At 71.0% G+C, this 24,836-nt stretch carries 25 protein-coding genes and 2 pseudogenes; 8 read left to right on the top strand and 19 right to left on the bottom strand.

Features of this window, described 5'->3' with window-relative positions:
- Positions 1–148 precede the first annotated feature (148 nt).
- The 3 genes from HC251_RS18765 (at position 149) to HC251_RS18755 (ending at position 4,426) form a co-directional block, all read left to right on the top strand.
- Positions 149–2,557 carry a lysylphosphatidylglycerol synthase domain-containing protein gene (locus tag HC251_RS18765; RefSeq protein WP_219942135.1) on the top strand — a complete coding sequence of 803 codons (2,409 nt, stop codon included), beginning with the start codon at positions 149–151 and terminating at the stop codon, positions 2,555–2,557.
- 73 nt (positions 2,558–2,630) lie between these two features.
- A complete protein-coding gene (locus HC251_RS18760; RefSeq protein ID WP_219942134.1) occupies positions 2,631–3,641 on the top strand; it encodes a YbhN family protein in 1,011 nt (336 codons plus the stop codon).
- A 110-nt stretch (positions 3,642–3,751) separates the two neighbouring features.
- Positions 3,752–4,426 (top strand): DUF6629 family protein, encoded by a 675-nt coding sequence (locus HC251_RS18755; protein ID WP_219942133.1) that lies wholly within the window; start codon positions 3,752–3,754, stop codon positions 4,424–4,426.
- On the opposite strand, the gene HC251_RS26315 is transcribed toward HC251_RS18755, so the two are convergent.
- The 13 genes and pseudogenes from HC251_RS26315 to HC251_RS18695 all read right to left on the bottom strand — a co-directional run bounded on the left by HC251_RS26315 (position 4,362) and on the right by HC251_RS18695 (position 14,730).
- Positions 4,362–4,697, bottom strand: coding sequence for a glycosyl hydrolase family 65 protein (locus HC251_RS26315; protein WP_219942132.1), 336 nt, complete (start codon positions 4,695–4,697; stop codon positions 4,362–4,364). The two genes, HC251_RS18755 and HC251_RS26315, sit on opposite strands and share 65 nt — an antisense overlap.
- A gap of 41 nt (positions 4,698–4,738) precedes the next feature.
- Positions 4,739–4,970 (bottom strand): annotated as a pseudogene (locus tag HC251_RS26310) (hypothetical protein); the annotation flags it as partial.
- Positions 4,967–5,707: pseudogene (locus HC251_RS26305) on the bottom strand (HAD-IA family hydrolase). The pseudogenes HC251_RS26305 and HC251_RS26310, both read right to left, overlap by 4 nt.
- Before the next feature lie 89 nt (positions 5,708–5,796).
- Positions 5,797–6,294 (bottom strand): nucleoside monophosphate kinase, encoded by a 498-nt coding sequence (locus HC251_RS18740; protein WP_219942130.1) that lies wholly within the window; start codon positions 6,292–6,294, stop codon positions 5,797–5,799.
- Positions 6,295–6,624: 330 nt separating this feature from the next.
- A complete protein-coding gene (locus tag HC251_RS18735) occupies positions 6,625–7,464 on the bottom strand; it encodes a DMT family transporter (RefSeq protein WP_219942129.1) in 840 nt (279 codons plus the stop codon).
- Positions 7,465–7,544: 80 nt separating this feature from the next.
- Positions 7,545–7,835 carry an isoamylase early set domain-containing protein gene (locus tag HC251_RS18730; RefSeq protein WP_219942128.1) on the bottom strand — a complete coding sequence of 97 codons (291 nt, stop codon included), beginning with the start codon at positions 7,833–7,835 and terminating at the stop codon, positions 7,545–7,547.
- Between the two features lie 16 nt (positions 7,836–7,851).
- Positions 7,852–8,883 carry a type II glyceraldehyde-3-phosphate dehydrogenase gene (locus HC251_RS18725; RefSeq protein ID WP_219942127.1) on the bottom strand — a complete coding sequence of 344 codons (1,032 nt, stop codon included), beginning with the start codon at positions 8,881–8,883 and terminating at the stop codon, positions 7,852–7,854.
- Positions 8,880–9,167, bottom strand: a complete 288-nt coding sequence (locus HC251_RS18720; RefSeq protein WP_219942126.1) for a hypothetical protein — start codon at positions 9,165–9,167, stop codon at positions 8,880–8,882. Before HC251_RS18720 ends, HC251_RS18725 begins: the two co-directional genes overlap by 4 nt.
- A 99-nt stretch (positions 9,168–9,266) precedes the next feature.
- Positions 9,267–11,642: a heavy metal translocating P-type ATPase gene (locus HC251_RS18715; protein WP_370651310.1), complete on the bottom strand. Its 2,376-nt coding sequence runs from the start codon at positions 11,640–11,642 to the stop codon at positions 9,267–9,269.
- Between the two features lie 1,121 nt (positions 11,643–12,763).
- Positions 12,764–12,928: a hypothetical protein gene (locus HC251_RS18710; protein ID WP_219942124.1), complete on the bottom strand. Its 165-nt coding sequence runs from the start codon at positions 12,926–12,928 to the stop codon at positions 12,764–12,766.
- Positions 12,925–13,125 (bottom strand): hypothetical protein, encoded by a 201-nt coding sequence (locus HC251_RS18705; RefSeq protein ID WP_219942123.1) that lies wholly within the window; start codon positions 13,123–13,125, stop codon positions 12,925–12,927. Before HC251_RS18705 ends, HC251_RS18710 begins: the two co-directional genes overlap by 4 nt.
- Before the next feature lie 364 nt (positions 13,126–13,489).
- Entirely contained in the window at positions 13,490–14,374 is an 885-nt protein-coding gene (locus tag HC251_RS18700; RefSeq protein ID WP_219942122.1) for a M56 family metallopeptidase, read from the bottom strand.
- Positions 14,371–14,730 (bottom strand): BlaI/MecI/CopY family transcriptional regulator, encoded by a 360-nt coding sequence (locus tag HC251_RS18695; RefSeq protein ID WP_219942121.1) that lies wholly within the window; start codon positions 14,728–14,730, stop codon positions 14,371–14,373. Before HC251_RS18695 ends, HC251_RS18700 begins: the two co-directional genes overlap by 4 nt.
- Before the next feature lie 230 nt (positions 14,731–14,960).
- Between HC251_RS18695 and HC251_RS18690 the strand changes: the two genes are divergently transcribed.
- Positions 14,961–16,031: a hypothetical protein gene (locus HC251_RS18690; RefSeq protein ID WP_219942120.1), complete on the top strand. Its 1,071-nt coding sequence runs from the start codon at positions 14,961–14,963 to the stop codon at positions 16,029–16,031.
- A gap of 171 nt (positions 16,032–16,202) precedes the next feature.
- On the top strand, positions 16,203–16,298 hold the full coding sequence (locus HC251_RS26300; protein ID WP_219942119.1) for a four-helix bundle copper-binding protein: 96 nt from the start codon (positions 16,203–16,205) through the stop codon (positions 16,296–16,298).
- Here the strand turns inward: HC251_RS26300 and HC251_RS18680 are convergent.
- The 4 genes from HC251_RS18680 to HC251_RS18665 form a co-directional block, all read right to left on the bottom strand.
- Positions 16,288–17,793, bottom strand: a complete 1,506-nt coding sequence (locus HC251_RS18680; protein ID WP_219942118.1) for a hypothetical protein — start codon at positions 17,791–17,793, stop codon at positions 16,288–16,290. The two genes, HC251_RS26300 and HC251_RS18680, sit on opposite strands and share 11 nt — an antisense overlap.
- A gap of 103 nt (positions 17,794–17,896) precedes the next feature.
- Complete coding sequence (locus tag HC251_RS18675; RefSeq protein ID WP_219942117.1) at positions 17,897–18,253, bottom strand: hypothetical protein; 357 nt, start codon at positions 18,251–18,253, stop codon at positions 17,897–17,899.
- Positions 18,253–19,101 (bottom strand): prolipoprotein diacylglyceryl transferase, encoded by an 849-nt coding sequence (locus tag HC251_RS18670; RefSeq protein WP_219942116.1) that lies wholly within the window; start codon positions 19,099–19,101, stop codon positions 18,253–18,255. Before HC251_RS18670 ends, HC251_RS18675 begins: the two co-directional genes overlap by 1 nt.
- 56 nt (positions 19,102–19,157) lie before the next feature.
- On the bottom strand, positions 19,158–19,769 hold the full coding sequence (locus HC251_RS18665) for a trans-aconitate 2-methyltransferase (RefSeq protein WP_219942115.1): 612 nt from the start codon (positions 19,767–19,769) through the stop codon (positions 19,158–19,160).
- Positions 19,770–19,884: 115 nt separating this feature from the next.
- Between HC251_RS18665 and HC251_RS18660 the strand changes: the two genes are divergently transcribed.
- The gene (locus tag HC251_RS18660) at positions 19,885–20,811 is read left to right on the top strand and encodes a F510_1955 family glycosylhydrolase (protein ID WP_219942114.1); all 927 of its coding nucleotides are present in this window, start codon (positions 19,885–19,887) and stop codon (positions 20,809–20,811) included.
- An 18-nt stretch (positions 20,812–20,829) separates the two neighbouring features.
- Here the strand turns inward: HC251_RS18660 and HC251_RS18655 are convergent, their stop codons facing one another.
- Complete coding sequence (locus tag HC251_RS18655) at positions 20,830–21,708, bottom strand: metal ABC transporter substrate-binding protein (protein ID WP_219942113.1); 879 nt, start codon at positions 21,706–21,708, stop codon at positions 20,830–20,832.
- 574 nt (positions 21,709–22,282) lie between these two features.
- Here HC251_RS18655 and HC251_RS18650 point away from each other — a divergent pair.
- Together HC251_RS18650 and HC251_RS18645 are read left to right on the top strand one after the other, a co-directional pair.
- A complete protein-coding gene (locus tag HC251_RS18650) occupies positions 22,283–22,660 on the top strand; it encodes a hypothetical protein (RefSeq protein ID WP_219942112.1) in 378 nt (125 codons plus the stop codon).
- Positions 22,661–23,202: 542 nt separating this feature from the next.
- The gene (locus tag HC251_RS18645; RefSeq protein ID WP_219942111.1) at positions 23,203–24,348 is read left to right on the top strand and encodes a VanW family protein; all 1,146 of its coding nucleotides are present in this window, start codon (positions 23,203–23,205) and stop codon (positions 24,346–24,348) included.
- 49 nt (positions 24,349–24,397) lie between these two features.
- Here the strand turns inward: HC251_RS18645 and HC251_RS26295 are convergent, their stop codons facing one another.
- Positions 24,398–24,772, bottom strand: a complete 375-nt coding sequence (locus HC251_RS26295) for a M15 family metallopeptidase (RefSeq protein ID WP_370651309.1) — start codon at positions 24,770–24,772, stop codon at positions 24,398–24,400.
- Between the last annotated feature and the right edge of the window lie 64 nt (positions 24,773–24,836).

The following is a 24,836-nucleotide window of genomic DNA, read 5'->3' as shown; positions in this document are numbered from 1 at the left end:
TTCGTTGATCCGAGGTGGCTACGACCGTACGGAAGGGATGGGTGGCGGCCATCGGTGACGAGCGCAGATCTTGGTTGCGGTCATCCCGCAACGCCGGTCGGCAGGACACCCCGATGCGCAGCTGCGTCGTCAGGCGGACGCTGGTGCCATGGCCCGAGGTTCGACCGCGACCTCCGACGCCCCGATCGGGGACGTACCGTCGGTCGTTCCGCGGCGCCCTGGCGTCCGTCCCGCCCGGCCGGCGCGCTACCGCCACCCCGGCGACATCTTCCGGGTGGTCACAGGGCTGGCGGTGTTGGGGTGGTTGTCGGTTGTTGCCGGCGGCGGGGTGCTCACCCGCCCCGAGCGCGACGCGTTCCGGCTCCTGAACGACCTCCCCGGGTGGCTCAACGGGCCTCTGCGTGTCGTCACCCAGGCGGGCTGGATCGGCGCGGTGCCGATCGCGGCGGCGCTCGCAGTCGTCCTCCGGCGCCGCCGGTTGGCCGTCGACCTGACGCTCGCCGGAGTGGCTGCGTGGGTCCTGGCCAAGGTCATCAAGGACCTTGCCCACCGGGGCCGACCCGGCGTCCTGATCGAGGACGTGATCCTGCGGGGCGTTCCCACCACGGGGCACGGGTTCGTCTCCGGTCATGCCACAGTCGCCGCAGCACTGGCGACGGTCGCCTCGAGCCAGGTGAGCCGCCGGACCCGCCGGATGCTGTGGGCAGTGGTGTGGCTCGTCGCCGCGGCACGGGTCTACTCGGGCGCCCACCTCCCTCTCGACGTCGTCGGCGGCGTCGCCCTGGGCTGGGCGCTGGCCGCCGGCGTGCATCTCTTGCGCGGGACCGTCGCTCACCCCCCGTCGGCCGACAGCGTTCTCGCCGGCCTGGCACGGGTCGGGGTCGACGTCCGGACGGTGCGCCCGCTCCACGCGGATGCGCGGGGTTCGGTGCCGTTCGTGGGTGAGGGCGCCGATGGGGAGGTGTTCGTCAAGGCGGTCGGCCGGGACCAACGCGACGCCGACCTGCTGTTCCGGGTCGGCCGATGGCTCGCCTTCCGTGAGGTCGGCGACGAGGCGCCCCTCGCCACCGCCAAGCAGCAGATCGAGCACGAGGCCTACCTGCTCCTCGCCGCCGCCCGAGCCGGGGCCCGCGTGCCCGAGCTGCTCGCCACCGCCGGGGCCGACGACGGCGTGTGGCTCCTCGCCGAGCGGCGCGTCGCCGGCACCGACGCGTCTGCGGCCGGCAACCTGGGAGACGAGGTGCTGGCCGACATCTGGCGGCAGGTGGTGGCGTTGCGGGCCGCCCGCGTCGCCCATCGCGACCTTCGCCTCGCCAACGTCGTGATCGGGGTCGACGGCCGGGCGTGGCTGGTGGACTTCGGTTTCGCCCAATCGGGCGCGGCCGACGACCAGCTCGCTCGCGACGTCGCCGAGCTCCTCGCCTCGACCGCGACCGCCATCGGCGCTCCCCGGGCGGTCGCCGCCGCCCTCGCTGCCGTCGGTGCTGACGCGCTACGGCACGCGGCGCCGTTCCTGCAGCCGCTCGCCCTCTCCACCGCGACCCGGCGCCGGCTCGCGGACGATCCCAATGCCCTCGACGCGCTCCACCACGCGATGGCCGGGCTCGGCGTACCGGTCGACCCGCGCTCGCTGCTGCGCGTCCGTCTGCGTCCCGCCAAGCTCCTCGCCGTCGCCGCCGGCGGGTACGTCACCCATCACCTGCTGGTCGGTGCCGCCGGCGCCGCCGGTGTCGGGTCGGTGCTCGCCGACAGCCGCTGGCGCTGGCTGGTCGCCGCCGCCGTAGCCGGGACGCTGCAGTACTTGTTCGCTGCCCTCGCCCTCACCGCCGCTGCGGGACGGCCGCTGGCGCTCGGCCGGACGGTGGCCAGCCAGCTCGCGTCGACACTCGCCTCCCGAGGATCCCGCAGAGGCCACGGGAGCACCGAGGTCAGCACCGCCTATTTGTGCGCCGCCGGCATGCGCACCGGGGAAGCAGAGGAAGCAGTACACCTCACCCGCGCCGCCGGCCTCGCCGTGCACACCGTGGCCCTCGCCGGGGCCGGCGCGGCGGCGCTCGCCGCCGGGCTCCGCTTCGTCGAACCTCCCCGTCCGGCGTCGGTCGTGGTGGCCGGCCTCGTCGTCGCCCTCGCTGCGGGCCTGGTGGGCTGGCTGCCCACCAGCCGGCGCGCGCTGATACGGGTGACCGTGCGGCGGCTCGGGTTGCTTCGAGGCCTGGCCGGCGACCGCCGCCGCGCGCATCTGCTGGCGTGGCAGGTTGCGCTCACGGCGTCGCTCGCCGCGACGTTCCTCGCTGCGCTGCACGCGGTGTCGGTCTCGGTCCCGATGGCCGCCGCCGTCGCCCTCTACCTGGCGGCCTCGGCGCTGGCCGTGGGCGGTCCGCTCCCCGGCGGGCTCGGCGTCGTCGAGCCGGCGTTGGCGGCCGGGCTCATGGTGCTCGGAGTTTCCGTCGCGCCCGCCGTGGGCTCGGTGATCGTGTTCCGGGCGGTCACCTACTGGCTGCCCTTGCTCCCCGCTGCGTTCGCCTACCGGCGGCTGCGCCGGCAGGGCTGCTGCTGACATGGACCTCGCGTTGAGCCCTGCGGAGCCGAGCCGGCGACGGTCGCACTCGTCAAACCGGTGGGCGCGCACGGTGATCGCCCTCGGCGTCGTCGTCGCGGTGTTCGGGTTCGCGCTCCCCCGCCTCGCCTCGGCGGCGGACGTGTGGCACGCGGTCGGTCACGTCGGTTGGCGGGGAGCAGGGGTGCTCGCGGTCGCGGCCACCTGGAACGTCGTCACCTACTGGCTGGTGTGGATGGTGGCCGTCCCGAACCTCGGTCTGCGGCGGGCCGCGCTGATCGCGCACGCGCCGACGGCGGTCGCCAACACCGTGCCGGCCGGCAGCTACGTGGCGGTGGCGCTGACCTACTCGATGCTGCGCTCGTGGGGCTACCGCCGGTCCTCGGCGACGTTGGCCATGGTCATCACCGGAGTGTGGAACAACTTCGCCAAGCTCGCCCTGCCGATCGTCGCCCTGGCCGCGCTGGCCATCGACGGTGACATCGAGACGCCGCGCGTCGTCGCCGCCGCCCTCGGTGTCGCCGGGTTGGCGGGCGCCGTCGCGGTCCTTGCCGCCGCCCTGCGCACTGATTCCGCCGCCTCCCGGGTGGCGCTGGTTGCCGCCGCGATCGTCACGCCACCACTGCGGCTCCTTCGCCGCCCGGTGCCGCAGGGGTGGGACGTCGCTATGCGCCGGTTCCGGGCACGCGCCGGTGACCTGCTGGCCACCCGCTGGCACCTGCTCACGGCCGCGACTGCGGTCGGCCACCTGTCGCTCTTCCTCGTCCTGCTGGCCTCGCTCCGAGCGACGGGGGTGCCAGCAGCGGAAGTCGGCTGGAGCGAGATCCTCGCCGTGTTCGCGTTCGCCCGCCTGGCGACAGCCGTGCCCTTCAGCCCCGGCGGGCTCGGCGTCGTCGAGCTGGCCCTCACCACCGGGCTCACGGCGGCGGGCGGCACGCGTGCACCCGTTGTTGCCGCCGTGCTCGTGTACCGGGCGCTCACCTACCTTCTCCAGATCCTCCTGGGGGCCGCCGCGTACCTCGTCTGGAGGCGGACAGCACCTCGCTCCGCGCCGCTGCCGGCGGCCGAGGCTGGGTCGGCGTAGGGTCGCCGTCGCCCGCCAGGTGGGCGACCGCGCGGCCCTAGTGACGCGCATCGATGTGGCACTCGATCCAGCCATCAGAACCCACCCGCCCACCACCTCGGAACGTCGCCATGTGCTTCTCTGCAACTGCGAGCTTCACCGCCGGGACTGCGCTCGGCGCGGTGGGAGGCCTGACGCTGCGCAAGTCGCAGGGCAAGGTCGAGCTGCCGCTTGCGCTGGTTCCGCTGCTGTTCGGTGTGCAGCAGTTCTCGGAAGGCTTCCTCTGGCTGAGCTTCCGCAACGACCTGCCCGCGGTGAGAACATCGGCGACCTACATCTTCTCGATGTTCTCCCACGTGTGGTGGCCCATCTTCGTACCCTTCGCCATCTTGCTGGTCGAGCACGACCGGCGGCGAAGGGCCTCCGTCGCCGTCTTCCAGGTGCTCGGCCTCGGTGTCGGGCTCTACCTCCTGTACTTCATCCTCCGTTACCCGGTCATTGCACGCGTCGAGGGCCGGAGCATCTTCTACGACTCGCCTCACTTCTTCATCGGGGCCGTGCTGGTCGTCTACTTCCTCGCCACTTGCGTCAGCGGCCTGTTCTCCAGCCACCGGTGCGTCAACGTGTTCGGTGTGCTCGCGTTCGTGCTCGCCGTCGCCGCGTACCAGGTGTCGGTCAAGACGTTCGTGTCGGTGTGGTGCTTCTTCGCCGCCGTCTTGAGCCTGCTCGTCTACGTCCACTTCAGCGGCCCGATGCAGGCCTGCCGTCCCGCCCTGGCGCGCGCGCAGGGAAGGGTTGCGCCGTGACGCGCCTGGCCGGCGACCGGCCGGGCGGCTGGGTCGGCGTCGGCGTCGCTGCGATCGGCGGGATCGCAAGGGCAACGCTCCGCTCTCCGAGCTCGACCAGCGCGCCGTGGTGCGTCATCGTGAGGGGCGGCCCGTCGAGCAGATCGTAGGTGGCCGAGTCTGCGGTCACCGTGATCGACAGGTGCCGGCCCCGGTAGCAAACGCGGAACGCGAGCCGGGAGATGGCGGTGGGCAGGCGCGGCGCGAACCCGAGCGACGGTGACGCCCGCATGCCACCGAACCCGGCGGCGACGCGCTCCAGACGCCGACGATAGAGACGGGGTAGCCGTCGCCGGCCTCGGCGTAGGGAAGCGGCGCAGCTCGTAGACCGAGTTCAAGTGCGTGCCGGGCAGGGAGTGCGACTCGCCCTCGTCGAGGTTGCCTCGCACCCGATGTGGCCGTTCGACAGGGCGAACACCGACTCGCTGTGCGGCAGGTGCCCCAGCGCGAGGCTCGACTCTCGGACCCGCCACGGCTCGACCTCGAAGATCGCCTCGCCCGTCACGGTTCCTCCATGAGCTCGGCCAGGCCGCGCACGACGACGTCGGCGCCCCGGGCGCGCAGCTCGTCGACCCGGTTCGTTGCGGTCGACACCGACGACGAACCCGAACCGGACAGCCGTGCCCGCCTCGACCCCGGCCAGCGCGCCCTCGAACACGGCGGCCTCCGTGGGCGCGACGCCGAGCGCGGCGGCGGCCGCCAGGAACCTGTCGGGCGCGGGCTTGCCGGGCAGCTTCCGCTCGCGGGCAACCACGCCGTCGATGCGGACGCCGAACAGGTCAGTGATGCCAGCGGCGGCGTGGGCGTCGACGGTCTTGGCGCTGGAGGAGACGACCGCGATCGCCAGCCTGGCTGCGCGGACCGCGCGCACCTAGCGGACCGAGCCCTCGAACACCTCGATGCCATCCTCGGCCAGCCGCCCCAGGACGAGGTCGTTCTGCTGGTTGCTCAGCCGTGGAGCGTGGGAGCTCCCGGCGGGTCCTCGGGTGCGCCGCCCGGGAGCGTGATCCCGCGAGGGGCGAGGAACGACCGGTGCCGTCGAGGCAGGGCATGCCGTCCACCTAGCGCTCGTAGTCGCTGCCGGCGTCGAGCGGGGCGAGCGTCTCGCCGGTCTGCCCGGCGCGCCCGGCGAGGAAGGCGTCGAACATGTCCTTCCAGGCGCGCGCGCACGGTGGCGAGCCGAGTGAGCACCCCGTCGAGATCGACGAGGCAGGCTCGGATCGGCGGGGGCAGGCCCAACACGTCAGCTCACCCTGCCAACCCGCTAGCGGTCGACGCGTCGGAGACCCGGCGGGCCACGATGGCGACGTCGCCGGTCCCGTCGACTCGCGTCAGACGTTCCTGCCGCTCGTACCAGGCTGCCACCGGCAGCCCTTCCCGGGCCCAGACGGCGCGGCGGTGGATGATGACCTCCTCACTGTCGTCAAACCCGGTGCTCCACTCGAGCCCGGCGCGCGAGGCGTGCCCGGACCTGGGTTTTCGGGGACCTCGAGGACGACGACGCGGTCGGCGGGCGCGTCCATCGCGTCGAGCGTGCCGTCGAGCGCGGCGGCCTGGTCGACCGCCCGGGGCGCGCCGTCGAGGACCCCACCGCCTGACCGTGTCGCCATGGTCAGCGGCACGTCCAGCACGTCCAGCACATCGGCCATGGGCACGAGATCCACGGCTGCGACCGCCGCCGCTATCCGGGCGCCGAGCCGGGATTGCCCCCTGATCTCGGCGCGCAGGACCGCGCCCACCGAGAGATGGGTGACGCCGAGGTGGCTGGCCAGCAAGCGAGCCTGCGTGCCCTTCCCGGAGCCAGGTGGGCCGAGGAGGATGACCCTCACGTCGGCACCGCCGAGTGCAGGGCGCCGAGCTCGTCGAGGACGGTCCCGGGCCGGGCGAGGGCAGCTCATGGTCCGCTCCCGGGACCGCCATGAGGGAGACGTGGGCGTCGGCCGTGTAGCCCGTCGACGGCTTGAGGGAGGCGCCGAAGCCGAGCAGGTCGGGCACCACCAGGCAGTCGTGCCGGGCGAGCGCGCCGTAGTCGGGGCCCCAGTAGCGGTTGCACCCGCCGAGCCCCTGGAGGAACGGCTCCGGGTTGCCCTCGCCGATGGTGCGGACGGCGAGCGGGCCCAGCTGTAGATTCCCGGCGGGCGCGGCCCAGCGGTAGCGGCTCACGTCGATGCCGCCGGTGCCGGTGATCGGACGACGGTCCACATCGACGCGAGGACCAGCACCATCCCGGCGGCGGCCCACCGGCCTGGGTACTCGCTCGTCAGGAGCACGCCGAAGAAGATGCCGAACACCGGTGTCAGGAACGTCCACGCGGCCAGCTGACCGAGCGGGCAGCGCAGGGTCTCGGTGAACCACGCCCAGAAGGCCAGCGCGGTGCCGACCAGCGCCAGGAAGGCGAGCGATAGGACGAAGCGGGGCGTCCAGTCGATCCGGGGAAGGCCCTCGACGGCGCCGGCCACCGCGGCGAGGATGGCGCCACCAATGAGGAAGTGCCAGCCGGCGGCCTGGACGAGATCGGTGCCGGCGAGCCGCCGGGACAGCAAGGTCCCCGCGGTGATCGCGACGGCGGCCAGCATGGACAGCCAGGCGCCGGATCCGCCGCCGCCGGGCACAGCCACCACGCCCAGGCCGGCGAAGCCGACCACGAGCCCGACGGTCGTGCGGGCGGTGACCCGCTCGTCGTAGAGCCACCACGCGGGGAGCAGGATCAGCAGCGGTTGGGCGTTGGCCAAGACCGCAGCCGTGCCCGTAGCGAGGCCGTCGACGCCGGCGAACATCGCCGCGAACGCGATGCTGGCGTTCGTCACCGCTAGCAGCCCGATGAGCCACCACGAGCGGCCGCCCGCTGGTCGCGGCCGACGCTGCACGGTGGCCACCGCTACGAGCGCGACGCCGGCCACGAGCGCCCGCAGCGCGGCGAACCACAGCACCGGCGCGTCCCGCAGCCCCCAATGGATGGCAACGAAGCAGCCGCCCCATGCCGCAGTAACCCACAGCATGCGAGCCGAACGGGGCCGACTGGTCGGCGATGTGGGGACGGCGGTCGGGCGGTCGCGCACTGGTGACGGGGCGAGCGGAGTCACGCGACGACGACGGAGTCGTCGCCGCCGTGCTCGTTCGGCACGTAGTCGTGGGCCGCCCAGTCGTTCTCCCACCGGTCCCCGTCGAGCAGGTAGCGGAACCGGTAGCTCCGTCCCGGCTCCAGGGCGACGGTCACCCGGTAGGTGCCGTCCTCGCGCCGGGTCATCGGCGTGGCGGTCGGTGACCAGTCCCTGAACTCACCGCAAAGGTGGACGTCCTTGACGCCGGCTTCGGCGGTCAGGTCGAAGGTGACTTTCCACGTGCCGTTCTTCAGGTGTTGCCTGCGCATCATCGTTCCTCTTGTGTCAGGGCAGTGTGGCCCGCATGCCGAGGTTGGCGTCTGTCGCGGCGATGGAGGTGGCTGGGTCAGGCTCGGTCCCGGACAGGGCCCGAACCGCGTCGATGTTCTCGGGGACGACGATCGACTCGTTGTGGACCATGTAGGTCAGGACCACCTCACGGTCGTCGACGGCGATCGTGTCGGCCCACACGGCGACCTCCCAGACGTCGGCGCGGGGCCGGCCCAGGTCGCGGGCGATCTCGATGACCGCGTTGGGTGCCTCGACCCCGGCTGCGGCCTCGACCAGGGCGATGCGGGGTGCGGCCCCGAGCGCGGCGAGGACCTCGTCGCGGCTGGTCGGGCGGGGCGCGGTCACGAACACGAAGTGCACGTGGGCCAGGTTGAACGGGCCGGCCGCAGCGACCGTGACGAGGTCGAGGTCGGGCAGGACGGTGCAGGCGTCGGGTCCCTGGTGGGACGGAACCTTCGGTTCCGGCATCAGGGTGTTGATCATCCCGCTCGTGTGAGACTCCCACGGGTCGGTGGCGCGCCTCAGGAGCACCGCCCGGGCCGACTCGAGCAGGCCTCGGCTGTCGAGCGCCCCGAGCATCCGCACGAGACCGGTCGTGTTGCACGAGACCACTCGCGCCGCGGTGTGCCCGAGCGCCTGGGTGTAGTTGGCCTGGGCCACGAATGACAGGCCGGTCAGATCGTGGGGCTCGCCGCCCTGGAAGATCGCCTTCACCCCCAGGGCGTCGTAGCGGGCCTTGTTGGTAGCGCCCACCCGCTTCGGTGTGGCGTCGACCACGATGTCGGCCCGGCCGAGCAGGTCGTGCAGCGTGCCGGCCGGGGCAAGCCCGGCCTGGGTCATGGCTTCCGTGGCGTCCGCCGTCGAGCCGAACAGCGAGAGGTTCCTCGCGGCGGCGAGGCTAAGCCGGTAGTCGACGGCGACGTCAGCCACCCCGACGAGCTCCATGTCGTCCTGGAGGGCGACGGCGTCGGCGACGCGCTTGCCGATCACGCCGTAGCCGTTGACCGCAACACGGGTCGCCCTCATGCCGACCGCCCCCTACGCGCCCGCTGCGGTGATCGAGCACCTCCGCTGCGGGCGCGGCCGAGGGCTCGCCGCCAGCGTCGACCCTCGGCGGCGGCGCGCCATACGGCTGCGCCGACGGCAACCACGACGAACACGGCCGTTGCGACGGCGGCGGCGGCGCCGACCCGCGCTACGAGGGCGACGACGACGATGCCGGCGCCGGTGGTCGTGATGGCCGCTGTCCAACGCCCCCACGCCAGGCCGCGCTGCGCGAAGGTGAGCTCGTTCTCGGCGGGATAGGTCATGGTGTGAGCATCCGTCGGAGGGGGTGGCGCTCGCATCCGCTGAGAACCCCCATCGCGGTTGCGGCGGACCACGGAGCCGCGGTGCCGAGCCGGGTCGCGTCAGTCGACGGGGGCCGGCTCGGGGACGCCGATTTCGGCGGGTTCGAGGTGCTCTGGCGCCGCTGACGGGAGCCGAAGGCGCTTGAGCATGATGGCGTTCACCGCGACGAGGAGGCTCGATCCGGACATGGAGAGCGCAGCGATCTCGGGGCGCAGCACCATCCCGAAGGCGGGTTCGAACACGCCCGCGGCGATGGGGAGGGCGAAGGCGTTGTAGCCGATGGCCCAGCCGAGGTTCTGGCGCATCTTCCGGACCGTGCCCCGGCCGATCTGCAGGGCGACGGGCACGTCGAGGGGGTCGCTGCGCATGAGCACGACGTCGGCGGTCTCGATGGCCACGTCGGTGCCGGCACCGATGGCGACGCCGATGTCGGCCTGGGCGAGCGCGGGGGCGTCGTTGACGCCGTCGCCGACCATGGCCACCTTCCGCCCTTGGGCTTGCAGCTCGGCGACCTTGGATGCCTTGTCACCGGGAAGGACCTCGGCGATCACCGTGGTGACCCCGAGCAGCGACCCGATGCGCCGGGCGGTGGCCTCGTTGTCGCCGGTGAGCATGACGACCTCGGCGCCGAGACGGCGCAGCTCGGCGACCGCGGCGGCAGCGGTGGGGCGGGCAGCGTCGGCCATGCCGACGAGTCCTGCGGCGCGGCCGTCCACGGCTACGATCACTGCGGTGCGGCCACCCTCGGCCAGCTCGGTGCGGCGGGCCGCGAGCTCGCCGAGGTCGATCCCGTCGCGCTCCATCAGGCGGCGATTGCCGACGACGACCCGCTGGCCGTCGACGGTGGCGAGAGCGCCGTGGCCGGGCACGCTCTCGAAGGCCTCGGCCCGCAGCGTCGGGCCGCCGCGGCTCTCGGCCTCGGTGACGATGGCCTGGGCCAAGGGATGCTCGGACTCGCGCTCGACGGCCGCGACCAGGGCGAGCAGCCGGTCCCCGTCGATGCCGTCGGCGATGACGTCGGTGACCTCAGGCTCGCCCTTCGTGAGGGTGCCGGTCTTGTCCATGACCACCGTGTCGATGTGCGCAGCGGCCTCCAGGGCCATGGCGTTCTTGAACAGCACACCCCTGCGGGCGCCGAGGCCGGTGCCGACCATGATCGCGGTCGGGGTGGCGAGCCCGAGGGCGTCGGGACACGTGATGACGACGACGGTGATGGCGAACAGCATCGCCTCGCTCACCGGGCGGCCCGCGACGACGCTCCAGAACAGGAACGTGCCGGTGCCGCCGATGAGGGCGACGAACACCAGCCAGAACGCCGCCCGGTCGGCGAGGCGCTGGCCCGGCGCCTTCGAGTTCTGGGCCTCTTGGACGAGCTTGACGATCTGGGCGAGGGCCGTCTCGGCGCCGACCTTGGTGGCCCGAACCCGCAACGTCCCGGTGGTGTTGAGGGTCGCGCCGATGACCATCCCACCCGGCGACTTGTGCACTGGGAGGCTCTCACCGGTGACCATCGACTCGTCGAGCTCGCTCTCGCCCTCCTCGACGACGCCATCGACGGCGACCTTCGAGCCGGGCCGCACGAGCAGCAGGTCGCCGACCTGCACCTCGGCAGTCGGCACCTCGACGGACTCGCTGTCGCGGATCACCGTCGCCATCGGTGGGGCGAGATCCAGCAGTGCCCGAATCGCGTCATTCGCTCCGCCGCGCGCTCGCATCTCGAACCAATGGCCGAGGAGCACGAACGCCGACAGCACTGTTGCGGCCTCGTAGAACACCTCGCCGCCGCCGGTGAGGGTGACGCCGAGCGAGTAGAGCCAGCCGGCGCCGACCGCCACGGCGACCAAAACCATCATGTCAAGGGTGCGGGCGCGCAGGGCCCGGAAGGCGCCGTCGAAGAAGATCCACGCCGAGTAGAAGACGACGGGAAGGCTGAGCAGCAGTTGGAACACGTCGTCGCGCAACCCGAAAGGCGCGTCGGCCTCGAAGCCGATGACGTCGCGGCCGATGGGCGACCACAACAGGATCGGCAGGGAGAAGATCGCGGCGACCAGGAACCGGCGGCGCATGTCGGCGACCATGTCGGCCATCGACCTCCCGCCATGCCCGCCGTGGCCCATCGCGTCGTGCGGTGACGGCAGCGCCTCCGGCTCGCCGCCGGCGGCATCCGCGCGCCCGTCCGTGCTCGGCTCCTCCATCGGGTTGCAGAGGTGTGCGGGGACGGACTGGCCGTCGCAGTGGTAGCCGCACTCCTCGATCCCGCGCTGCAGGTCGGCGATGCTCGTCTCGTCTGGGTCGTAGGAGACCGTGGCCGTCTGGGCCACGGGGTTCGCCTCGACGGTGCGGACCCCAGCGAAGCGGCCGAGGGTGCGCTCGATCGCAGCCTTCTCGGTCGCCCAGTGCAGGCCCTTGACCTCCAGCACCACTTGGGTGTCCAAGGCTGTCGGCGCCTCGTGACCCGAGTCGTGGTGGTGGTGGTCCTGGTGACCGATGGTGCTCACGGTGTCCTCCTGATTTTGCTCGTCCCGGGGCGGGGGGCCGGCCGGGTCGTCCTCCATCGTCGCCTGGAGCGACCGAGGGCGCATCCGTGATCGTCCCTGAGCGCCACCTGTGGGAAATTGCCCTACCCCTGATGCCACGGCCCGCCCCCCAGCAAGCTCAGGCGGCGTCGCGGGCGGACAGCTCATGTGCGAGAACCGCCGCGGCCGAAGCCGAGGTCGCTGCCAGCGATGGTGATCCTCGGTCCCGGCCTGCGGACAGCGGTGGTGGTGGCGACGTTGCCCTCGTACGCAACGCCGAGACCAGGAGGACGGCGAGCACGTTGGTGGCGTCCCGCGGCTCCACCTCGGCCTCGGATCCGTTGCTTTCGGTCGTGAGGACCTCGACCCGGTCGAGACCGACTGCACTGGCAAGCGCCCGACGGCGAGCAGGAGCACCTCGACGCCCTCGCCACGGAGCGCGTCAGCAAAGAGTGGCTCTCGACGAACCCGGCGCACCCACCCCGAGTCGTCGATCGGGAGGCGGCCGACGTTGGAAGCGGTCAGGCGGCGAAGCTCGAGGTCGGGACGGTGCAGCAGCACGGTGCGCAGGTTTCGGGCCTCCGAGTCGACGCGGAACGCGGTCATGGTCGTCGCCCTCTCCCGGGAAGCCGGTCCCGGACGGCTGGCGGAGCCGTCCGGGACGCGGCGAAGGCGGTCATCGGTCGGCGCCCTCCAGCGGGTGGCGTCGCCGGGTCACCACGGTCGCCGGCGTTGGGAGCAGGGTGCGATGGCGACGGTGGTGGACCATTGGACGGCGAGCGCCACCGCTACCAACGGCAGGATGGTCGTCTTCGCTGCGCCCTTTCCGGGCCCGCCCGTGCCGAGCCCTCTACTGGGACGGCACGGAGGAGGGGCAGGCTCGCCATCCGCACACCTTGCGGATTGGCGCAGCGGGGGACTGCCGATCGGTGGAGTGCAGATTGCCGAGGTCCCACCCGGGTCGCGGGACCTGCCACGAGGATCCACGGCGCGAACGGGGGACGCGACCGAGCCCGCGCCGGGCTGCCGTTCCCCGGGTCTCAGCTGCCTGCGGGTTCGTCGGCGGTGCGGTCCGGGTCGGTCCAGTCCGTCCACCGTGCGCCGGTTGCCTCCACGTAGCTCGACACGACAGAGCCGATGGTCGAGTAGAAGGCGTCCGGGCCGAACGGCTTGTCGAGTCCGTAGACCGCGAGTCGATCCTTCACCGGGACCTCATCTCTGCGAAGACCGCCCGGATTCCCCGCACCGTCACCTCGTCGCCCAGGCGGGCGAGCACTTCGGCCGCTGTGGTGTCGACGTCGATGATGGGCTCGGCTGCGATCGCAGCCAGCGCCCGGGCCCCGGCGCGTCGTGCACCGATCGACGGACGAACGCCGCAGACGTCTCGGCGTCGGCGCAGCATCCTGCGGCCTCCCGACGCTCGTCGTACTCGGTGCCGTCTCCGCCGGGTTGGCCATGGCCGTCGCCGTCTCGGTCGGCGCGGCCGCCGGTGCGACCGCGATCGCTGGCCTGGTCATGACACGGCGCTCACCGTCCATCTCCAAAGTGACCGCTGCCCTTCTCCTGGCGATCGGCGGTGCATCGTGGTCATCGGCTTGGTGTTGCTGGCGGACGGGCCGAGCCGAGGTCCCCGGGCCCTCGTCGTCGCCGGCATCGCGATCGTGTCGTGCCTCGCTCTCTGCTCCGGATGCCGGCGACCAACGCAAGTGCGCCAGTGCCATTGCGCTGACCTGGAGCTCAGCTTCGACCCGGCGCCCGCCGCTGGATCAGCTGCGGCCGCAGAGCTGCTCGATTACCATCGCCAGGTGGTGCACCTGGAGCGAAGCACTGGCGGCGACCGTCGCGGTGAGGCCGGCGGTGAGGAGAAGGGCCCCGCGCAGCTTCGACGGCCCGGTCGGGTCCTCGAGCAGCTGCTCCACACGGGAACGCACGCCTAGGCCGGCCAGGGCGAGACCTGGCTGCACGACCGAGTTCTGTGCGATCGCGGCGCGAGCGACGGCTCGCGCAACGAGCCGGCGGTCGCCCACTGTGCGAGCGGCGTCCTCGTCAGCCCAGCGCTCGGTGGCGAAGCGGACGAAACGGCTCATCGGAGCGAGCGGAGGAACGATGGCGACGCCGAGATCGACGGCGTAGAGGAACAGATCGTGCCGGCGGTGGAGGTGAGACCGCTCGTGGGAGAAGAGCACCCGCTGCTCGTCGTCGCTGAGGGCCCGCAACATCCCGGACGAGACGACGATGCGACCACAACGTCCCGGGAGTGTGTAGGCCAACGGCTGCTCGCCGTCGATCAGCTCGACATCGTCGCCGGCGTCGTCGGGGCTCAGCGACCGGTACCTTGCTCGGCAGCGGCGCAGACGCACGGAGGCGATTGCCAAGAAGGTCGACGCGAGCCCGGCCTCCACCCATGGGACCCGGGCCGGATCGTGCTCGATCCCAAGGCACCAGGAGAGGAAGTCCCCGCTCACCGGTGCGACGTGGACGAAGCTGACGATGGTCATCAACGCCGCGCTCAGGGCCGCAGCCGCGGCGAGCACGGTGCTGACCGTCAGGCTCCAGGCCGCGATGGCAGGACGGAAGTAGCGCTGCGAGAGGCCGCCCAGGCCGGCGGCGAGCAGTGAGACCGTCACCGGCAGGAGGAGCGTTGGGCTCACGGTCCGCCCTCGTCGAGGATCTTGCGAAGCGCCGCCTCGTCCTGATTCGAGAGCCCATCCACGAAACGGCTCAAGACGAGCGTCCGGTCGCTCGCCGGGGTGAGCGCGTCCTGCATCCGCGACGCCGCCAGCTCTGCTTCGCTGCTCAGCGCCCGGTAGCGGAAGCCGCGTCGAGCGGATTCCCGTTCAGCGAGGCCCTTCTGGGTCAGGCGGGTGAGGATCGTCGTGACGGTGGTGTAGGCCACCTGATCATCGAGAGCCGCACGGATCTCTCCTGGGGTCGCACCCTCGGCTCTGGCCCACAGCTGCTCGAGCACCGCCCGCTCGAGCGCGCCAGTCGGTCGTCGATCCGTCATCGACGCCAGCCTAGGAGGCTCCACGACCACCTGTAGCACCGTCCGCCGCCGTGTCGGATCGCTCCAGCGTCGCCTGAGCTCCCGACCACGCTGGTGGTGGCCTTCCGGCGACCGCAAGCCCCGGTGAGCGGGATCGGAGGGGTTCGTCGGCACGAAACTCGGCTGCCACCTCGATTGGCGCGCCTCGGACGCACACCTGCCTACGACAGGACGTAGTATCTTCCCAGACCGTGATCCGCGAGGCGCAGACGTCACTCGGCGTCGAGCCCGTTGGCCCGGCGGCTCAGCGCCCTGTGCTCTCCCGCCTGGACCACATGCTCGGTGCGCTGTTCGGCCTGTGGATGATCGTGGGGCTGTTCCTGGATGGTTGGGCGCACGACAACCAGAAGCCGGAGAGCTTCTTCACCCCGTGGCACGGCGTCCTGTACTCGGGATTCGCAGCGGCGGCGGCCTTCGCCCTCGATCGGGCGCTGCGCGACCGCGAGCCCGGCCGGCCGATGCGGGAGACGATGCCGCGAGGGCATGGGTTGACGCTCGTGGCGCTGGCCGTGTTCGGCGTCGCGGCGACCGGCGACCTGGCGTGGCACGAGCTGTTCGGGATCGAGGTCGGGCTTGAAGCGCTTCTCAGCCCGACGCATCTCCTGCTGATGGCCAGCGGACTCGTTGCGCTGAGTGCCCCGGTGCGCGCCGCGTGGCTGGACCTCGACGAGGAGCCGTCCTCCCGCGAGTTCCTCCCCGTGGCCCTGGCGGTGGCCCTCGAGACGGCGCTCGTCGCCTTCTTCCTGTCCTTCTTCTCGCCGTTCTCCAACAACGCTGCAGGCACCGCCTTCAGCCGGCGTCAAGGTCAGGAGCACAGTCACCCGAGCAGTGACGTCCACGAGCTGCAGCAGCTCGTCGGAGTCGGCTCGATCCTGCTCATGAGCGTCGTGATCGCTGGAGCGGTCGCGCTGCTGCTGCGTCGATGGCGTACGCCCGCCGGCACGCTCTCCCTGCTCTTCGGCCTCCTCGTCGTGCTGTTCACCGGCACAGACGACTTCGCCCAGCCCCTCGTCCTCCTCGCAGGTCTCGCCGCGGGCGTGGCCGGCGACGCGCTCGTGCGGTGGCGGGCGCCCGCTGCTTACGTGTCTGCGGGCTCCATCGCTGTTCTCTGGTTGTCCTACTTCGCGCTCTACGCGATCGATGAGGGCTCTGTCTCCTGGTCGGCCGAGGTGTGGGCCGGCACTGCCTTCCTGAGCGCACTCCTCGCGGGCGGCATCGGCTTGCTCGTCACGCCGCTCCCTCGCACCGCAACGGAGCGCTGAGCACAGCGGCGCGGGACCACGCGGCGTGGTCCAACTCCGAACAGCGAGCCGAGGTTCCGACATCTGCGACGCGACCGGAAGGACCCTCTCACGTCAGTCGGCCTACGACCCCGAGGTGACTCGGACGCTTCTCACCGCCTGCGGAGACGCGTGTCTTCGCGGCGCTGAGGAGTGCGAGGGTCATGCCGACCACACGACCACTGCCGGGTCTGCGCCAAAGCGTGTCGCCGGTGCGAGCAGGCGTGCGAGGCGCTCCTCACAGCCTGAACGGCCGCACCGTGCCCTCCTCGGGCTGATCGACGTCGCTCGTACCCGGGGGGGAAGCGGCGCGGCCCGACGAGCGGCTGGCGCGCGTCCGGACGGCGACGACGATCAGGGCCGCGCTCAGCGCGACCAACCCGGCCCCAGTCGCCGATCTGGCCAGGCTCGCCTCGCGCTGGGTCACCTCGTACAGGACGCGATCGTGACGCTGGCGGCTCGATCCTCCGTTCTGGATCGGTACCCATGTCTCCAGATCTCGACCGGATGCCGACCTGAACGATGCGTAGCCGAACCACCGTCCCGGATCAGGAGCATCGATCGTGCCCTGGTACGTGCAGCGATCCTGGGCTCGGAGCGGCGCGGAACGGGTCGTTCCCGCCCGGGTGACGCGCAGGTCCACCGGTTCGAGGCCACCGCATTCATGGAGCCGCACGGCCATCTCCACGGATGGGCCGTCGATGACGACGCTGAGCGATGCGAGGCCCCTCTCAGGTCCCTGCCCTGGATCGTGCGCCTGCGCCGGCTCGGACCAGAGGCCGAGGGTGCCGACGGCCGCGACGGCAACGACAGAGCCCGGAAGTGCGAGTCGGCTCCTACTGCGCGTGAGCGGTGTCAGGTCTTGGCCCGAAATGGCGAGGGCCGCCGCCGTAGCCGGGACGGACAGCCCGAGGCTGACAAGGAGGGTCGACGGCTCGATCGACACGCCGTTCGGGATGGCCGGTAGCCACAGGCCGTACGCGATGTGGACCACGGCGGGTACCACCACAACGAACCAGACAGGGCTCGCGCCGCGACGGATGACCACATCGACCGCGATGGCCACGAGCAGCACCGGTGACACGATCGGCGTCGAGAACCCCAGGGCCGCCAGCGTCACGACGACGATCGCCCTCATCACGGATGCCCCGATCGCGACCTTTGCCATCGGCCACGGCTGCGGCGGCGAGCGGAAGACGAGTGCCGCGCAGAAGGTCACAGCGGCGCACACGATGGGCAGGTAGAAGACCAGGGAGAACTGCGGCACGTCGGCCTCGTACTCCATGACCGGCACGAGCAGGGCACTGAGCACCAGCGCACCGAGGAGCGAGTTGAGCCAGGGGCCGCCCACGCTCTCGATGCGCCACGTGGCCGAGTAGAGGCTAGTCGCCAGCAGGATCAGCGCCGCCGTCGCCAGCAGGTGTGGCGGGCTCCATAGGACGGCGTCGCGCCCGTAGAGCCGGTGCCAGAGATCGTCCAGCGGGGCCGACACAACGACAGCGACAAGCGCGAGGAGGGCACGGCGCAACAGGGGATCACTCGACGCAGCCCGTGCTCGTCCGACCCGAGATCCTGCCTTCCACCACCAGACCACGACGACCAAGACGAGGGCGAGGACTCCGCCGTAGAGGGTGAGGTGAGGAGCGATGGCAAACGAATCGCGCCCTCTGTCGGTGTGCCACGCATCGTCCCAGTAGGTGCCGAAGAGCGCGACGGCTCCCGCCGACACGGCCAGGCTCGCCAAGAGGGGGGAGAAGGACGGGTGTCCCTCCCGGCTGAACAACGGTGGTCGTCGCGCCATCAACCCGAGGCCTCGGCGTGTGGAAGCGGCCGAGCGGCTGCCGAGATCAACGCCGTTCCAGTGGGCTGACCTGCCCGAGGAGGACTGCGGCCAAGAGGGCCACCACACCTGCTGCGGGGTAGCCGATGGTCAGCTCCTCGAGGCCCTGGTCGTAGACGTGGAACCAGTCCCAGTGATCGAACGTGTGGATGGCGACGAGGGCCGGGGCCATCGCGAGTGCGATCCAGCCGGCCCGCCGCATCCGCTCGTACCGAACGAGCAGCCGGCTCATCTCACGAGCCTTCGCCTCCGCGGCCTCTTGCTCGGCCCGAGCTCGGCTGGCGCGCTGTTCTGCCCGAGCGGAGGTCCGCTTCTGCACGACCTCCGGCCGCCGCGGGTTGTTGCGCTGTCGCTTCTTCGCCATCAAGGCCTCCTTGCGATGTCGTCGGCCTGGTCGACGGAATCCGGTGGTGAGAGGTCCTCCGGTGGGCGCTTCCATCGAATGACCAGCACGGTCGTGGCGACCGTGAAGGCCACCAGGGCGGTCCATTGACTGCCGGTGAGACCGAGCCGGCGGTCGTCCGCCCTCACGAAGTCGAGCGTGAAGCGGTTGAGGCCGTAGAGAGCGACCAGCGCCAGCGCCGCCTGCCCACGCCGCTCTGACAGTCGTCGCCGCAACAGGTACATGACGACGAAGATCGCGGCCGCGGCGAGCATGTCGTAGGCCGCGGTCAGGTGGACCACCTCCCCCGGCGGACACGGTGAGCCCACGGTGACCCCGACGTCCGGGTTCGAGGGGCACTCGAAGCCGAACGGCATCGAGGTCGTCGGACCCAGGTGGTCGGCGATGATGACGTCGCCGATCCTCCCGACGGCGATGCCAAGCGGGAACCAGGGACAGGCGAGGTCGAGCAAGCCGACCACATCCAGCCCACGTCGGCGGCCCGCCCACCACCCGACGAGGACTCCGCCGGTGAGACCGCCGAGGAGGCTGATCCCGCCCTCCCAGACCTTGAGCCACTCGACGGGAGAGGCGTACCTGTCGAGGTGGTTGACGACGTAGACCAAGCGCGCACCGACGATCGCACCGATGGCGGCCCGCATCAGGACCTCGATGACCGGTTCGTCGTCGATCCCACGCCGGCGGGTGTCCCGGAGGAAGAACCAGGCGCCGACGAGGAACCCCACGGCAGTGAAGATCCCGTGAGGCGACACCGACAGCGGCCCCAGGTCGATCTTCACCAGCGGCGAGTACGAGATGGCGCTCAGCATCGAGCGCCAAGTTACGACACGCTGTCGTATTTTGTCCGATCGCCTCCTCGGCGCGCCTAGACGACTCGGTCGATCACGGCCAGGTCGTGGAAGGGGACCAGGCGGCCGCCGCCGAGCGTGTTCATCCGCACCGTCCACGCATCGCTCGACTCGAATCCGCCGAGGTGCCGAGGGTTCGAGTAGAGAAGGCGCTGGGGCGGCTGAGTCGCAGGCCGTGCCTCCAACGCCACCCGCAGCCGCTCGATGTCGGCCTCGCCGAAGGGGTTGAAGAGGAACAGGAGCGTTGCATCGTCGGGCAGAACGGCGACCGCATCGCCGGCGATGACCTCGCACAGCGCCTCGTCGGCGAAGCGACGCGCCGTCGTGGCCGCCAGCTCATGGTCGATCTCGATCCCGACCACCCGATGGCCTGGGTGGTTCCTCAGAAGGTGAGCGAGGACTCGGCCTCGACCGCAGCCCACGTCGATGATGACGTCGCCGGGTCGCACCCGCTGGTCGAAGACTGCTTGCAGGACCTTGTGGTCTGAGTTGTTCGTGTCGCCATGTCGACCGGGCACGGCGGCGGTGAACTGGCCGTGCCGGAGGTCGGTGGCGATGTTGCGAGCCGATCGGAAGGCGGCGATGAGCCAGCGGCGTGCGTTCGTGGCGGCCTGGGCGGTGGCGGGCATCGAGATCCTCGGACGGATGGTTGGACGAGACGCGACTATTTACTACATGCTGTCGTACTGAAGGGCCGCGCCCGTGCCGTTGGCTGAGCGCCTGGCAGAGAGGACGACGTCGCCGATGCCGGTCAGCGCCACCACCGCGAGACGCAGAACGCCGCCGCCGAGCGCATGGCTCGTCGTCCCGCTGAACGTCGCAGTCCTCGTGGGAGCCGTACCGGTGATCGTCGGTCGCGACCGAGATGCCGATTGCCCCTCGACCACCTCGACCGAGGACGATCTCGGGGTCGCGCACGTGCACGGGCTGGGGATCGATCCCGCAGATGACTCCCTCTACATCGCCACCCACCACGGCATGTTCCGGATCGAGGACGGCGCTCCGCCTCAGACGGTGGGAGAGACCGTGCAGGACACCATGGGCTTCACCGTGACGGGCCCCGGTCGCTTCCTCGGGAGCGGACATCCCGATGTCGCCGGCTTGGAGGCCGGTGATCCCGGGCTGCTGGGGCTGATCGAGTCCACCGATGCCGGCGAGAGCTGGGACGACATCTCCCTCTCCGGCGAAGCCGACTTCCACGCCCTGGTCGCCGTTCACGACCTGGTGTACGGCTGGGACTCGACGAGCTCGCAGCTGATGGTCGCCCCAGACGGTAGGGACTGGGAGGTTTGGTCGCGGATCGCGCTGACCGGGTTTGCGGTCGATCCTGCCGACGAAGAGCGGACCGTCGCGGCGACACCCGAGGGCGTGCGCCTGTCGTCGGACGGTGGACGCAGGTGGGACGCACCGTCCTCGCCCGTGCTCGTCGTCGTCTCGTGGGCGGCTGATGGTCCGCTCTGGGGCCTGGAGCCCTCCGGCCGCGTCCAGCGGAGCGATGATGGGGGATCGAGCTGGGAGCCGGCGGGAGCGCTGGACGAAGCGCCGCAAGCTCTGCTGGCCACCGGCGACGACCTGTGGGCCGCCGCGAGCGACGAGGATGACCTCACGGGCATCTACCGCTCCGACGACGGCGGTGAGACATGGAACCTCGAGCATCGCGACGAGGCCTGACCACGTGAGACGGGTGGCTCAGCCGAGCGCAGCTGCGATGCGGTCTGCGTTCGACCTCACCATCTCCACGTAGGTCTCACCGCCAGACCCTGGCTCGCCGAGCGATTCGCTGAAGAGCTCCACCACATCGACCCCCGTGCTCGATTCAGAGGCGAGCGTCTCGGCCAGCTGGGTGGGCGCCGAGGTGTCGGCGAAGATGGCTGGGGCTCCCGCCTCTTCGATGACGCCCACGAGGTCAGCGAGGTTCCCGGCACTCGGCTCGCCGCCGGTCGACCCAGCCGGGATGACGACTCCAACCACCTCGAAGTCGTACCGATCGGCGAAGTACCCGAAGACCTCGTGGTTGGTGATCATGATCCGGTCCTCGTCGGGGATCGACGAGAGTGTCCGCTGCACGGAGGCGTCGACATCCCTCAGCTCCTCGACGTAGGCGTTCGCAGTCGTCCGGACGTCGTCGACCGCCAAGGCGGGGACCTCCGTCGTGAGGAAGTCCACGATGTCGGCCGCGGCGTCCGCCATGCGGCTCGGGTCCGTGAAGAAGTGAGGATCGACGCCCTCGCCGCCCTCTTCGAAGTCGATCGTCTCGACGCCTCCGATGGCGTCATGCGTCGGGACGCCCTCAGACCGAGCGGTCTCGACCGCTTCAGCCAGGCTCACCTCGAAGCCGCCACCGTTCGTGATCAGCGCGTCAGCGCGTCGCATCTGGTCGACCTGTTGCGCAGATGCTTCGAAGTCATGAGGGTCGGAACCAGGTGGCATGATCACGACCACCTCTGCGGCGTCGCCGATGAGCTCGCCGGTCACGTCGCCGAGGATGCTGGTCGTCACCACGACGGTCGGCCGCCCGCCGGGACTCGCGGTGTCGGCGCCGCCTCCACAGCCTGCCAGGGCGGTCATGGCGAATCCTGCGCACGTGAAGGCGGCGATGGCGGTGACGGATGTTCGGCGCATGGTTCTCCCGTTGGTCTGAATACGAGAACCATTATCGTTTGTGGACGGGCGCGCCAAATCCACTCGGCCGAGCCTTCGGCCTTACCTCGACACAGAGGTCAGCTCGGTCGCTTGGCCGGAGGACTCGCCGCTGCGGCCCGCGACGCCAACCGACTCATCTCGGCCAGCTGCCTCGTCCACCGCCTCCGCCGTACGAAGACGATCCCGCAAGGCCCTGAACCGACCGATGAGGTAGCGGCGACGGAGCAGGGCCATCCCACCGACGACCATCGGTGTCGCTTGCACGAAGCACTGCGCGCACATCGCTGACCAGACTATCGCCCGGCCCATCCTCGGTCCTGAGGCGACGGCGCGCCCCGCGCAGCGATAGCGCGATCGAGCATCGCCTCGTGGACGAGGTGACCCCATCACGGCCTTCGAGCGAGATCGGCCACCAAGAGCGAGCCGTCGGCGCTCCATGGGCTATCTTCGGCCGAGACGACAACTACGACGAGTGTAGTAGGACATGCCGATGTCTTTGGTGACGATGCCCGTGGGCGCCACGGCCCACAGGATCCGCCGCCCCTGGGACGAGGTCCATCGCGTCCTCCGGCCCGGCGGCCAGCTTCGCTTCTACGAGCACGACATCGATCCCGATCCCCGCGCCGCTCGCGTCCAGCGGGCGATCGACGGGGTGCACCCATACGTGGGCGGGGGTTGCCACGTCACCCGTGACACCGAACGGGCCATCGAGGACGCGGGATTCGTCATCGGTCAGATCCGGCGGTTCCGCTTCGCGCCTGAGCTGCTCAGCAAGCAGGCCGCACCGAAGATCCTGGGTGTCGCGACCCGGTCGAGGGTGACCGCCTGTGATGAAGCCCGGACGCCGGCTCGGGTCACAGCAGCCACGGCGCTGTGAACGTGGCCCGACCTCGCGCGAAGTCCATCCTCCGGGTCGGTCTACCCGCGCTCATCGTGGTCCTGTTCTTCGGGAGCTGGGCGATCGACACGACCGCGTCGGCGAATGGCACCCTTCGCAACGTCAAGTTCGGTGGGCGTGACGTCGGGGGCCGGTCCGTCGAAGATGTGACGGCCAGGTTGGCGCAGACGGCGGACGTCTTCGGCCGCACCGTGGTCGAGATCCGCACGGGCGACCGAACCCTGGAGTCCACCGCGGGGGAGCTGGGCTTGGTGCTCGACTCGGCAGCGACGATCTCAGCGGTGCTCGACGGCGGTCGTGAGGCGCCGATCCTCGCCCGACCGCTGACCTGGGCCCGCTCCTTCGTCTCACCCGTGGAGATCAGGCCGACGTACACGGTCCGGTCCGACCAGCTTGCGCTCGCACTCCCTGCGCTTGAAGGCGAGGCCGCCCGTCGACCGGTCGAACCGGCCATCGTCGCCTCTCCAGACGGTGTACGGGTCCAGCCGGGTCAGCCCGGCCTGGCACTAGACCCACAGCTGGTGGAGGAGCGGCTCCTCGATGCCGCACGAGCCGGCGAGGACCCGCTCACCATCGAGGTCGAGCCCGACCAGACCGACCCGAAGATCGCCGACGCCGAGGCCCAGGAGGTCGCCAACCGGGCCACCGCGATCACCGCCCAGCCCTTCGTCGCCACCGTCGCCGGCAAGACCGCCACATTCGAGCCCGCCGAGCTGCGCAGCTGGGTCGGTGTTCAGGTCACCGGAGACGGCTTCGAGATCATCTTCGACGGCGATGCCATGAACGCCGCCCTCGTCGACCGGATCGGCTCGCTCGGCGAGGCCGCGCCCAAGGACGCCGGCTTCACCCTCGACGCCGCCGGCCAGGTCCAGATCATCCCCGCCGTGGTGGGCCAGCGCTGCTGCGGCGACGACGCCGCCAGCAAGATCGCCCGGGCCCTGCGCGAAGGGCAGACCGCACTCGCCATCGAGCCGGTCATCGAGGAGCCCGAGCTCACCAGCGAGGAGGCCCAGGCCCTCGGCATCAAGGAGCCGGTCGGCACCACCACCGAGTGGAACGGCCAGCCGCAGGTCAAGTCCTTCACCACCTACCACGCGCCCGGCGAGCCCCGGGTGACCAACATCCAGCGCATCGCCGACCTCGTGCGGGGAGCGGTCGTCCTGCCGGGCGAGACGTTCTCGATCAACGAGCGGGTCGGCCCCCGAACCGTGGAGAAGGGCTTCGTCGAGGCCGGCGCCATCAGCAACGGCGAGCACGTCAGCGAGGTGGGTGGCGGCGTCTCGCAGTTCGCGACCACGACCTTCAACGCGGCCTACTTCGCCGGACTCCCGTTCGAGGAGTACCAGGCCCACTCCGAGTACTTCAGCCGGTATCCACGAGGCCGAGAAGCCACCATGGGCTACCCGGCTCCCGACCTGAAGTTCACAAACGACACGCCCTACGGGATCATGATCTGGACGAGCTACACCGACACGAGCATCACGGTGACGCTGTACTCGACCCAGCACGCCTACGGTCAACAGACCGGTCAGAGCGAGGCCAGGACCGCTCCGGCGTGCACCACGGTCACCACAGAGCGGACGATCACGTACCCGGACGGCCGAACGGCCGTAGACACCTTCCGGGCCACCTACCGCGACACCGGCATCCGCACCTGCGACGGCTGACGCGACACGACCTCGATGTTGTCCTCTCGGAGCGGGTCGGACAACGGCCTCAGCGTCCGTTCGTGCTCCAATGCCAAGTCTCCGAGGGGAGGTTCCTCAGGCCGAAGGCGGCTGCGTGGCGTCGGAGCCAGTCGAAGCACCGGGATCCTCTACCACACCTGTGGAAGTCGACGGCCAGGCCCTTCTCGTGCATCGAGGTTCCGGGCAAGGCGGTCGGCGGAGAGCATCGGCTGGGGGTCATGTGCCAGACCGCGTGGTGCGAGCGGCCGCAGTTGGCCCGCCGCAGCTCGATCTGGGTGGCCGTTGACCGGAGCCCCGATCCGCACAGCATCACACCGTCTGCACGCGCGTGGCTCAGCAGGTGGCGGACCTCGTCGGCCATGGCAGGAGCGACGCTGATCGTTCCCCCGGTGGGGCAGTTCACGCGCGTCGCCGACTGAGCCGCACCAGCGGGTGCGGCACTCAGGCCGAACAGCAAGATCAGCCCG

Origin of the sequence: Iamia sp. SCSIO 61187 (assembly GCF_019443745.1) — a bacterium.
In the GTDB taxonomy this organism is placed as follows: Bacteria; Actinomycetota; Acidimicrobiia; order Acidimicrobiales; family Iamiaceae; genus Iamia.
The sequence above is the reverse complement of the archived record's forward strand: the minus strand, read 5'-3'. Positions and strand labels throughout refer to the sequence as shown.

What these genes read in the sequence shown, in the direction of transcription:
- HC251_RS18765 (WP_219942135.1), top strand. Translation starts at nt 149, where the DNA reads ATGGCCCGAGGTTCGACCGCGACCTCCGACGCCCCGATCGGGGACGTA.
- HC251_RS18755 (WP_219942133.1), top strand. Translation starts at nt 3,752, where the DNA reads ATGTGCTTCTCTGCAACTGCGAGCTTCACCGCCGGGACTGCGCTCGGC.
- HC251_RS26315 (WP_219942132.1), bottom strand. Translation starts at nt 4,697, where the DNA reads ATGCGGGCGTCACCGTCGCTCGGGTTCGCGCCGCGCCTGCCCACCGCC.
- HC251_RS18735 (WP_219942129.1), bottom strand. Translation starts at nt 7,464, where the DNA reads ATGCTGTGGGTTACTGCGGCATGGGGCGGCTGCTTCGTTGCCATCCAT.
- HC251_RS18730 (WP_219942128.1), bottom strand. Translation starts at nt 7,835, where the DNA reads ATGCGCAGGCAACACCTGAAGAACGGCACGTGGAAAGTCACCTTCGAC.
- HC251_RS18725 (WP_219942127.1), bottom strand. Translation starts at nt 8,883, where the DNA reads ATGAGGGCGACCCGTGTTGCGGTCAACGGCTACGGCGTGATCGGCAAG.
- HC251_RS18720 (WP_219942126.1), bottom strand. Translation starts at nt 9,167, where the DNA reads ATGACCTATCCCGCCGAGAACGAGCTCACCTTCGCGCAGCGCGGCCTG.
- HC251_RS18705 (WP_219942123.1), bottom strand. Translation starts at nt 13,125, where the DNA reads ATGCTGCGCCGACGCCGAGACGTCTGCGGCGTTCGTCCGTCGATCGGT.
- HC251_RS18695 (WP_219942121.1), bottom strand. Translation starts at nt 14,730, where the DNA reads ATGACGGATCGACGACCGACTGGCGCGCTCGAGCGGGCGGTGCTCGAG.
- HC251_RS18675 (WP_219942117.1), bottom strand. Translation starts at nt 18,253, where the DNA reads ATGGCGAAGAAGCGACAGCGCAACAACCCGCGGCGGCCGGAGGTCGTG.
- HC251_RS18670 (WP_219942116.1), bottom strand. Translation starts at nt 19,101, where the DNA reads ATGCTGAGCGCCATCTCGTACTCGCCGCTGGTGAAGATCGACCTGGGG.
- HC251_RS18665 (WP_219942115.1), bottom strand. Translation starts at nt 19,769, where the DNA reads ATGCCCGCCACCGCCCAGGCCGCCACGAACGCACGCCGCTGGCTCATC.
- HC251_RS18660 (WP_219942114.1), top strand. Translation starts at nt 19,885, where the DNA reads ATGCCGGTCAGCGCCACCACCGCGAGACGCAGAACGCCGCCGCCGAGC.
- HC251_RS18655 (WP_219942113.1), bottom strand. Translation starts at nt 21,708, where the DNA reads ATGACCGCCCTGGCAGGCTGTGGAGGCGGCGCCGACACCGCGAGTCCC.